7 protein-coding genes and 2 pseudogenes are annotated in these 10,531 nt (G+C 42.2%); 5 read left to right on the top strand and 4 right to left on the bottom strand.

The genetic code is table 11. The features are described 5' to 3' along the window. The 4 genes and pseudogenes from E4T80_RS12025 to E4T80_RS12040 all read left to right on the top strand — a co-directional run. Window positions 1–190 (top strand): annotated as a pseudogene (locus E4T80_RS12025) (IS481 family transposase); the annotation flags it as partial. Between the two features lie 256 nt (window positions 191–446). After that, window positions 447–875, top strand: a complete 429-nt coding sequence (gene rplK / locus E4T80_RS12030) for a 50S ribosomal protein L11 (RefSeq protein WP_111354419.1) — start codon at window positions 447–449, stop codon at window positions 873–875. Between the two features lie 4 nt (window positions 876–879). Continuing rightward, complete coding sequence (gene rplA, locus E4T80_RS12035) at window positions 880–1,569, top strand: 50S ribosomal protein L1 (protein WP_135058644.1); 690 nt, start codon at window positions 880–882, stop codon at window positions 1,567–1,569. Window positions 1,570–1,982: 413 nt separating this feature from the next. Continuing rightward, window positions 1,983–6,248 carry a hemagglutinin repeat-containing protein gene (locus E4T80_RS12040; RefSeq protein WP_194186301.1) on the top strand — a complete coding sequence of 1,422 codons (4,266 nt, stop codon included), beginning with the start codon at window positions 1,983–1,985 and terminating at the stop codon, window positions 6,246–6,248. A gap of 108 nt (window positions 6,249–6,356) precedes the next feature. Here E4T80_RS12040 and E4T80_RS12045 read toward each other — a convergent pair whose 3' ends face one another. The 3 genes from E4T80_RS12045 to E4T80_RS12055 form a co-directional block, all read right to left on the bottom strand. Next, complete coding sequence (locus E4T80_RS12045; protein ID WP_135058646.1) at window positions 6,357–7,223, bottom strand: VirK/YbjX family protein; 867 nt, start codon at window positions 7,221–7,223, stop codon at window positions 6,357–6,359. Between the two features lie 87 nt (window positions 7,224–7,310). Beyond that, the gene (glnA, locus tag E4T80_RS12050; protein ID WP_135058647.1) at window positions 7,311–8,738 is read right to left on the bottom strand and encodes a type I glutamate--ammonia ligase; all 1,428 of its coding nucleotides are present in this window, start codon (window positions 8,736–8,738) and stop codon (window positions 7,311–7,313) included. Between the two features lie 180 nt (window positions 8,739–8,918). Next, window positions 8,919–9,851 carry a DMT family transporter gene (locus tag E4T80_RS12055; protein WP_135058648.1) on the bottom strand — a complete coding sequence of 311 codons (933 nt, stop codon included), beginning with the start codon at window positions 9,849–9,851 and terminating at the stop codon, window positions 8,919–8,921. Between the two features lie 130 nt (window positions 9,852–9,981). Here E4T80_RS12055 and E4T80_RS12060 point away from each other — a divergent pair, with 130 nt between their 5' ends. After that, a complete protein-coding gene (locus tag E4T80_RS12060) occupies window positions 9,982–10,344 on the top strand; it encodes an MmcQ/YjbR family DNA-binding protein (protein ID WP_135058649.1) in 363 nt (120 codons plus the stop codon). A gap of 50 nt (window positions 10,345–10,394) precedes the next feature. On the opposite strand, the pseudogene E4T80_RS13380 reads toward E4T80_RS12060, so the two are convergent. Next, window positions 10,395–10,531 (bottom strand): annotated as a pseudogene (locus E4T80_RS13380) (porin OmpA); the annotation flags it as partial.

Raw genomic sequence — 10,531 nt, forward strand, 5'->3', positions numbered from 1 at the left:
TTACCAAGTGGCATTTAGGAAGAAAATTTATATGGATTTGAGTACATTACAAGCTGATTTGGATGAATGGTTGCTGTATTATAACCATCACCGAACCCATCGAGGAAAAATGTGCTGTGGAAGAACGGCAATGGAAACATTAGTTGATGGAAAACGAATTTGGGCAGAAAAAAATTTAAGCTCAAATTAATCTGACAGACACACATCGTTTTAAACGGGGACTGTCAGATTGAGTTTGATCTTCTACACATAATTCCATTATAAATGAACATATAAATAGGCGGTATTTTCTCTACAAAATGTTGCAATGCTCAAAATTGCTTGAAAGGCATACAAAACTCTAGTAAAATTCGCACCCTTATTAACGAGTGAAATCTTTCGCTCGTCTTTTTATGTCCACAGGGGAGCTGATTTCAGCGTTATCACCCATTTTAGAGGAAAAAACAATGGCAAAAAAAGTACAAGCCTACGTTAAGTTGCAAGTTGCAGCGGGTATGGCGAACCCATCACCACCGGTTGGTCCTGCATTAGGTCAACAAGGTGTGAACATTATGGAATTCTGTAAAGCATTCAATGCGCGTACCGAGAGCTTAGAAAAAGGCTTACCGATTCCGGTTGTTATCACCGTTTACGCAGACCGTTCTTTCACTTTCGTGACCAAAACACCACCGGCAGCTGTTTTACTCAAAAAAGCGGCAGGCATTAAATCCGGTTCAGGTAAACCGAACAAAGATAAAGTCGGTAAAGTAACGTTAGAGCAAATCCGTCAAATCGCTGAAACTAAAGCAGCGGATATGACTGGTGCAACGATCGAAACAAAAATGAAATCAATCGCAGGTACTGCTCGCTCAATGGGCTTAGTGGTGGAGGAATAATACGATGGCTAAATTGACTAAAAAAATGAAAGCAATCAAAGCTGGCGTAGATGCGACCAAAGCCTATGAAATCAACGAAGCAATCGCAGTATTAAAACAGTTCGCAACAGCGAAATTTGTTGAAAGCGTTGATGTGGCTGTAAACTTGGGTATCGACCCGCGTAAATCAGACCAAAACGTACGTGGCGCAACCGTACTTCCACACGGAACAGGTCGTACTGCCCGTGTTGCCGTATTCACACAAGGTGCTAATGCAGAAGCCGCAAAAGCAGCCGGTGCGGATTTAGTCGGTATGGAAGACCTTGCCGAATTAGTCAAAAAAGGTGAAATGAACTTTGACGTAGTTATCGCCTCACCGGATGCAATGCGTGTGGTAGGTCAATTAGGTCAAATCCTTGGTCCACGCGGCTTAATGCCAAACCCGAAAGTCGGTACAGTAACACCAAACGTAGCGGAAGCGGTTAAAAACGCAAAATCCGGTCAGATCCGTTATCGTAACGACAAAAACGGTATCATCCACACCACTATCGGTAAAGTAAACTTCTCTGAAGAACAACTAAAAGACAACCTTAACGCATTATTGGCTGCTTTAACTAAAGCAAAACCAACCACAGCAAAAGGTGTGTTCATCAAGAAAGTCAGCATCTCTACTACAATGGGTGCAGGCGTGGCGGTTGATCAATCAACACTTTAATTTTAATTAGAATATATACTAAAGGCGTAACTAAAAGTTACGCCTTTATTTTTTCACTTTATTCTCCCCTGATAATTTAGGCTAACCCGAAAGGGTTAGCCTTATTTTTTATGAAAAAATGCTACTTATGGAGTAATCGGTTGCTTAGGAGGCTAAAGGAAGAATGTATAAAATGAGCAAAAAAAGAGCAAATGAGAAAATTTTTGTGATGTATGTCACAAATTTTGACTTTTATTAAAAAAAGTCATCAGATTTTAACAAGAGATGCTTAGAATATGCGGCACGCCAAATGGTGTGTCAGTGCTGTAAAAACAGCAGTGAAACCAACCGCTTGTCGAATGGTGGTAAGCAGCAATGTTTGCCGTTTTGGGTACAGCCCTTTTTCATTTTGGAAATTCCTATCTATGCAAAAAATGTCTCTTTCTAAAATCACGGTTGCATTGTCATTATGCTATGCAACGCAGTTCAGTTATGCGGAGATTCAAGCCGCTAACGGTCAGACCCAAGTTGCCCGTCAACAAGGTGTTGAAATAATCAATATTGCGACACCGAGCCAGTCGGGGCTTTCTCATAACCAATATAATAAATTTAATGTCGATAAAGCCGGTGCGGTGTTAAATAACGCACGGCAAAATAGTCAAACACAATTAGCGGGGCAAGTTGCGGCTAACCCGAACTTGAGAAGTCAGGCGGCAACGGTGATCTTAAATGAGGTAGTCAGCCGTAATCCTTCACATATTGCCGGTAAACAAGAAATTGCAGGACAAAGAGCGGACTATGTATTAGCTAATCCGAATGGCATTAGTGTTGACGGTGGCGGTTTTATTAATACGCCGAGAGCATCGTTAGTGGTTGGGAAAGCGACTGTTGAAAGCGGTAAGTTGACTGGCTATCAAGTGGACGGCGAGCAAGGTTTAACGACTAAAGGTAGTATGTCCGGTGCAACGAATGTCGATTTAATTGCTCCGACGGTAAATGTCTCCAGCAATATTCAAGCTAAAGATGGTAATGTTAATATTTTACAAGGTCGTAATAAGATTGAGCGTGCGGATAATGGAGAATTAACCGTTAGTGTATTACCGCAGCAAGAAAAAATATTAGATGGTAAAGTTGCAGGCAGTATTCAAGCGGGTCGTATTCGTATCCACTCAACAGACGATCGTGCTAGTTTAGAGGTGACGGGTAGTAACTTAACTGCGAAGCAAGTTACAGTCACTGGCGGTAATGTGAAATTAAATGGGAAGGTAACTGATAATACGGTTTCTTCTTCTAAAAACATTAATGATAAGGATAAATTTGTCGGTAAAGGAAAATCGCAAAAAGATACGCAACAGTTTACTAAAACCAGCGTAAAAGCAGATTCTGCGATCGTGGTTGCGGCGAATCAGTTGGTATTAGAAGGGGCTGATATTCAAGCTAAAGATGCGATATTGGTTGGCGGTAAAACCCATTTAGGCTCAGTAAAAACGAAAGGCAGAACGGTCTCGACTGAAGAACGCTCTAAAGGGAGTGCCAAAATATGGGAGAACTCATTCGGTACGACTGAAAAAGTGCATCATACAAACATTGTGTCGGATAATCTAAAACTCATCGCAACAGAGGGAAAATTGACAGGCGATGCGTCTAAGATTAATGCTCAAAACCTTGTGTTACACGGTGAACAAGGCATTACGTTCCAAGGGGCAACGGAGCAAAATTTCTACTCTGATAGCTCAGTGTTTAAGAATATTTCGTCAAAACGTAAGACAGGTAAGAGTTTACAGTCTGCGGCCGCTCAGAATTATGTGGCGAGCGAATTGAATGTGAAAGGCGATTTGATTATTTCAAGCGGCTCTGATATTCAGTTTGCCGGTACGATTGGTCGTGTTGACGGCGATTTGGTTATTGCGAACGGCGGTAAACTTCAATTTAAGGCAGAGGAAGTCAAAAATAGCCACAATGTAGATGATAAGGAAAAATATTGGGGCGGTTTAGCAGGATCGAAAACGCTGGTTTCTACCCGTAATGATAGAGAGCAACACGGGGCGGATTTTACGGTAAAAGGGGCGATTTTAGCTGATGCTAAGAAAGGAGTGAATATTTCAGGTAGTCGAGTTATTTCAGGTAAAGATGCCTTAGTTAAAGCGAATGAAGGTAGCTTACGATTAGATTCGGTGGAAAACTTCAGTTCTTATCAAGAGCAAGGTCGAAAAGGAACCATTTTTGATATTACCAAAGAGCGGACTAAGGGATATAAAGTTGTTTATACCCAGCAAGGCTCGGATTTACGTTCTCAATCCAATCTGAGATTAGTGAGCGATAAGAATGTAGATATCATTGGCAGCCGTGTACAAGCGGGTGGTGTTCTCGATATTGTTGCTGGCGGAGATATTAACATTCAAGGCAGTCGAAATCATTTATCCCAAAATCATACCCAATCAGGTATCGGGTTTACCGCTAAAGTTGAAAAACCAACATTATCGCTTGATAAAGAGGGTGTCGCAAAATCTTCCGTTGATCTTCTTGTGAATGTGATTGAAGATAAGGTAAAACGTGATGAGCTTGCCAAAAACCTAGTGAGTAATGTGAAAGATAATTTGAAATTCAAAGGTGAAGCAAGTGCTACTCTCGGTTTTTATAAACATAATAAGTCATTGACGGAGAGTACACATACTGCATCGTCTGTGAGTGGCGGTGAGACAAATTTAGCTGCCAATAATGTGAATGTGGCGGGTAGTAAAGTGTCTGCAACGAACTCTGATTTGAATATCAATGCGAATAACGTCAATACTCAGGCACAGCATAATTCTTCTGATTCCACTAAGAAAAATACGGATGTGGGGATTACCAATACGGTAACTGTGACTGAAAGCGGTATTACGAATAAACTTTCATTCGGTGTTCAACATTCACAAGCCAATAGTTCGACAACTTCCGCACAAGGTAGCCAATTATCTGCTGCAAATAATTTGAATATCAATGCAAATCAAGGTATTAGCCATAGTGGTTCGCAGCTTAATGCGGGACAAAATATATCCGAAAACGCACAAAATGTGAGTCATAAAGCGGAATCTAATACGGAAAGTAATCATAAGAAAAACGTTGATGTCGGTTTAACCTTAACAACTTCCCTTGATAAAAACAAAGTCGTTAATGGTAGCCTTGTATTAGGTGCTTCCGGTGGTCGTGAGCAAAGTTCTGCTACAAATGCACAAAGTACAACGGTAACGGCGGGTAACGATGTGAATGTGAATGCTGCCCATTTAACTGATGTCGGTACACAATACCAAGGTGGGGGCAACGTTAATCTCAACTCACAGTCGCATAATATTCAATCGGCTCAAAACACAAAGCAGAATGATAAATTAAATGCTGGCGTCACTATAGGGGTTAGTGCCAGTACAAAAGATTTTGCGAGTGCAAATGTTGGGGTAAATGCCGGTATTCATTTCCAAAAAGATCAGAGTAATTCAACGACGGCTCACAAAGCAAATGTACAAGGGGAGAATGTCAATATCACCACGGGTACATTAAACAGCCAAGGGGATATTTCGGCAACTCACAATGTGAATATTAAGGCTGATCAGGCAAACTTTACCCAATCGCAAAATACCAGCAGTCATAAAGGCGGTGGTTTTACCCTTAATGTCGGTGTTGGTGCGATAGTGGTGCCGGCAGCAGGGGCTGCGGTGCCATCTGTTGATGTGAATTTCACGGCTAATGGTCATAAAGGCAGCCGTACGGACGCTGTTTCACATAATGTTCAAGGTGGTAACAATGTGGGAATTCACGGTAAAGATAGTGTAAATCTACAAGGCACAAATGTTACGGCGGGCAATAATGCATCTATTACGGGCAATACCGTTGATGTTCAACCGGGTAAAAGCAACGTTAACGATCTGAATGTAAGTGTTGGCGGTGGTGTAAGTGTGGGGGCGAATACTTCAAGCCTTGGCATTAACGGTAATATCAATGTACAACATGAAAACAGTACGACACATCAAGGCGTTTCAATTAACGGGCAGAATGTCAATATTCAGGCTCAAAATGGCGTGAACCTAACTGGTGTTAGCTCAAATAGTACTAATCTTAACCTAGATGGTAGCAAGGGGGATGTTAATCTCAATGCTGCAAAAAATAACGTCAATAAAACGGGTGTCGATGTAGGTTTATCACTAAATGGTGGCATTAGCGATGATAAATGGGTACCTGCGAGCGGTTCTGGCAAATTGAATGTTGATGTTATTCGTAATGAAACCCACACTACTACCGATCTCAATACACAAAATGCCACTATTTCCGGTAATAATGCCCAATTTAACGGCGGTAGTGTGAATGCACCAAACGTTACTAATAATCTCAGTGGTAAAACCACGACTACGTCGGTAACGGATAAAGTGAGTGAAACCAGCGTCAATCTTTCTGCAAACGGTAGCGGTAAGTTTACGCCATATCCGGCAGATAAATGGGCAGAAAGTGCGAAGAAAGATTGGGATAACGGCACTATTGCAGGGGTAAAATCCGATGTAAATGTGAAAGTGGATTCCACTAAAACCGAAACGGTAAAACAAGGTGGTATTAATCCGGCGAAACCGCAAGTAGTGAAAAACAAAGTGGTGAAAACCAATATTGTTTTAACGACCAAGAAGAAAGAGCAATTGCTTAATATGATGAGATTCAAACACTTCGGTCGACACTAGGCTAAAAATGATTTTGCCGAAACCACTGCTTTACAAGCGGTGTGTTTCGGCAAATTTTTTACAAAATGGAATATAAGTTATGCGGCATAATCTTGCAAAATTTGGGTTTTAACCGACCGCTTGTGTCAGGTGAGGCACGAGTTTTTCTGCCATTGTTTGTTGTAAAGCATTAAGCATTGCGTAACGTTTGCGGTACATCGCCCGTTTATTACTTGGGATATCTTCAATAGCTTTGGTTTCAAAGTGTCGCGGTAATTCCCAGTACTTAGCGTGTGTTGCCATACTTTCCGCAAAGATACGATCGTAATCGACCACATACCGTTTACTTTGGATAAAGCGGGATTTATTTTGGTACTTCTGCGGAATCCCCCACAATTTTTGATAGCCGAGCACATTGGTGAGCGCTTTCATTGCTTCCACCATCAAATAAGCCGGTCGTAGCCCGTGGCATTTTTTCGTCAGTAACTTCACCAATTCTTTTGAGCCTTCAAAATTAGGCCCTTGAATGACGGCAATCAGCAATGCGTCCTCAATTTTTCCGAAAGTGAGCAAATAGACCAGTTGATCGGTCTGGTTATACCGTAATTCCAACGACCAATAACCTTCCATTGCCTGTTGCTGATTTAGGTTCAGATACAAGGAAAAATCCGGCACGATTTCGCCCAAATAGTGCGTTTTATGCCAGAGTGTTGGCGGCAAGAAAGTCAGGTTGTCATAAATAGCGTGCAGACGTTGCGATGCGCTAAAACGTTTATCCAAGAAACGATGCACAAGCGGATAACTATAACTCGGATTAGCATTCAATAACTGTGCCAGAGCCGGATTTTGGTTCACACAAGCGGTGAATTGTGTAATCTTTTTTGCATTAAGCATTGCACGCAGCCGATAGCGCAACCGTTTCCAGCGGTAACTTTTTGGGGGACGATCGGGATAAAGTGCGTGCGGATCGGGCCAGTGATACAGATTTTGTGGCATTTTGATTCCCTGCAAATACAGATAGATTGATAAGGTACAAAGAAAAGGCCTATTCCAAGGAATAAGCCTTTTGGGTTATCGCCTTGATTATGCGTAGTACATTTCAAACTCGACCGGATGTGGCGTCATATTCAAACGCTCGACATCTTTACGGCGAATACCGATATAGGCTTCAATGAAGTCTTTGGTAAATACATTGCCTTTGGTTAAGAATTCATAATCCGTTTCCAACGCATTTAACGCTTCTTCTAATGAGCTTGCCACTGCCGGAATATCTTTCAACTCCTCCGGCGGCAGATCATAGAGGTTTTTGTCCATCGCATCGCCCGGATGAATTTTATTGATAACCCCGTCTAAACCTGCCATCAATAATGCGGCAAAGGCAAGATATGGGTTTGCCAATGGATCAGGGAAGCGAGCTTCAACACGGGTTGCTTTCGGGCTGGTAACCGCAGGAATACGGATAGAGGCAGAACGGTTGCTGGCAGAATAAGCCAATAGCACCGGCGCTTCAAAGCCCGGCACTAAGCGTTTATACGAGTTGGTACTTGGATTGGTAAAGGCATTGAGCGCTTTAGCGTGCTTAATTAACCCGCCGATATAGTAAAGTGCCGTTTCGGATAAGCCGGCGTATTTATCGCCCATAAACACGTTTTTGCCGTCTTTGCCAAGGGACATATTACAATGCATACCGGAACCGTTATCGCCCGTAATCGGTTTCGGCATAAAGCAGGCAGTTTTACTGTGTTCTAATGCAACATTTTGAACGACATATTTGTAAATTTGCGTTTCGTCCGCTTTCTTGGTTAGCGTGTTAAAGCGTGTCGCAATTTCATTTTGACCGGCAGTAGCCACTTCGTGGTGGTGAGCTTCAATCACTAAGCCCAACTGCTCCATCACTAAACACATTTCGGAGCGAATATCGTGTGCCGTATCGTTTGGCGCAACCGCACAGTAGCCGCCTTTTTTCAACGGGCGATAGCCTTTGTTGCCGTCTTCATACTTTTTGTTGGTATTCCAAGCCGCTTCAATATCATCGACTTCGTAGCTATTACCGTTCATACCAACGCCGAAACGCACATCATCAAACAGGAAGAACTCCGGTTCAGGCCCGAATAAGACACTGTCGGCAATCCCGGTTGATTTGAGATAGTTTTCCGCACGCATCGCAATAGAACGCGGATCACGATCATAGCTTTGCATTGTGTTTGGATCGTAAATACTACAACGGATAGTGAGAGTCGGAATACGGGAGAACGGATCAACAGCAGCCGTTTCAGGAATCGGCATTAACAACATATCGGCTTTGTTAATGGTACGCCAGCCTTCCACGGAAGAACCGTCAAACATTTTGCCTTCTTCAAACAGCTCTTCCAGATCTTCTTCTACTAAAGAGACCGGCAAAGACACACCGTGTTCTTTACCTTTAATATCGGTAAATTTGAGCAAAACGAATTTGATCTCGTTTTCTCGGATAAGATTTGCAACATTAGCAATCGCAGAGGTATTTGACATAATGGAGTCCTTGAATCAAATGGGAGAATTTGCAGATAATACACGAAATGCGAAAGATACTGAATTTAATCAAATTAGGAAATAGGCAAATCGCACATTTACATAATATTTTAAATTTCGCTTTTATCCGATATTCTTTCATATAAAAATATGAAGGGATTTTGTGTGCATTTATATCTGCTACTTAACTAACTGAATCAACGCAACGCCGCAAATTAAGATGCCTAGCCCAAGTAATTGGATAGGAAGAATGCGTTTTGGTATTGCGCCGAATAAGCCGAATTTATCCACCAGTAAGCTACCGGAAATAAGCCCTAATAAGACTAGAACAATAGCACCACCTGTACCGATCTGGGGCACAAGAATAATGCTACCGAAAATAAACAATGCACCTAGTGTTCCACCAAACCAAATCCACCACGGTTTGCCTTTTCCTATACCGTTTTTAAGCCGATGAAAGCTACGTTCATAAAGCATTACAACAAAAAACAACCCCGTACCGCCCACGAGAAAAGAGATAAACGCCGCTTGAATTGAGGCATTAAGTTCCCGTCCAAGCTCTGCATTGATCGCCGTTTGGCTCGCCATTAACATTCCCGCCCCAATACCAAACAACCGCCAAAACCAAATCGATCTATCCGTTGACATTATTCGATTGCTTTGTTTTAAGTTAGGTAATACAACCGCACAAAACATTCCGGCTAATACTAACCCTACTCCCGCTAGCCGGATTATGCTTAATTCAATATGCGGCGATCCAAACCAGCCAAAACTATCGATCAATATCCCCATTAAGACTTGTCCCAATAATGGGATTATCGCGGTTTGTACGCCGCCTAATTTAGGGAAAAGCAGAATATTGGCAGTTAGGGCAACCATTCCCATTAGGCCGCCAATCCATACCCACCAAGGTGCTTGGTGGATCATTTGCCAATCCGGTATCAAGGTATATCCTTGCCAATTAGCCAACAATGCTAAAAACAGTGTGCCGCCGGAAAACGACACTAAAGAAGATAAAAAAGGTACACCGAGATAGCTGCGTAAACGGGCGTTAATCGCCGTTTGAAAGCTAACTCCCATACCAATGCAGAAACCGATAAGAAGTGTAAACATATCATTTTTCCTTTTAAATAAATACAAGCGGTTACTTTAATGCTCTATTTTACAAAGCCAACCCCGCTATGAGTTGTCTTGGTTCTCACAAATAAAGCCGTTATACTTTCCTCTTTTAGAGGAAGAAAAAATGTCCCAACGCCAAGCTATTTTTGATTATGTGGCACAGCAATATGCCGTTGCTCTCGAATACCTGTGGGCAAAGTTACCGAGCTATGCGGTACTCCGTCATTGCAATAAGAAAGGAAAATGGTTCGCTCTCATTGCCAACGTTTCCAAAACAAAACTTGGCTTAACAGGCGAAGGTACAGCTGATATTTTGAATATAAAATGCGAACCTGACGTAGTCAGCATTCTCCGACAGGATAAAAATGTGTTGCCCGCCTACCATATGAATAAACGGCACTGGCTCACGATCGTACTTGACAGTGATTTTGAATTAGATGAAATATATAAACTGCTAGACTGGAGCTATCGCTTAACCCTTAAATAGCCCCTAAAATAAATGCCCACGAGTGGGCATTCTGATAGATTTAAGTGCTATTACATAGCTACTTGTTTTGAACCTTGTACTTGTACTTCTACACGACGATCCGGTGCTAAACACGCGATTAACGCTTTACGACCTTTCACCGCATCACAAGTGTTGCCTGTTACCGGGTTCGCTTTACCGTAACCTA

This window comes from Muribacter muris, assembly GCF_004569585.1.
In the GTDB taxonomy this organism is placed as follows: Bacteria; Pseudomonadota; Gammaproteobacteria; order Enterobacterales; family Pasteurellaceae; genus Muribacter; species Muribacter muris.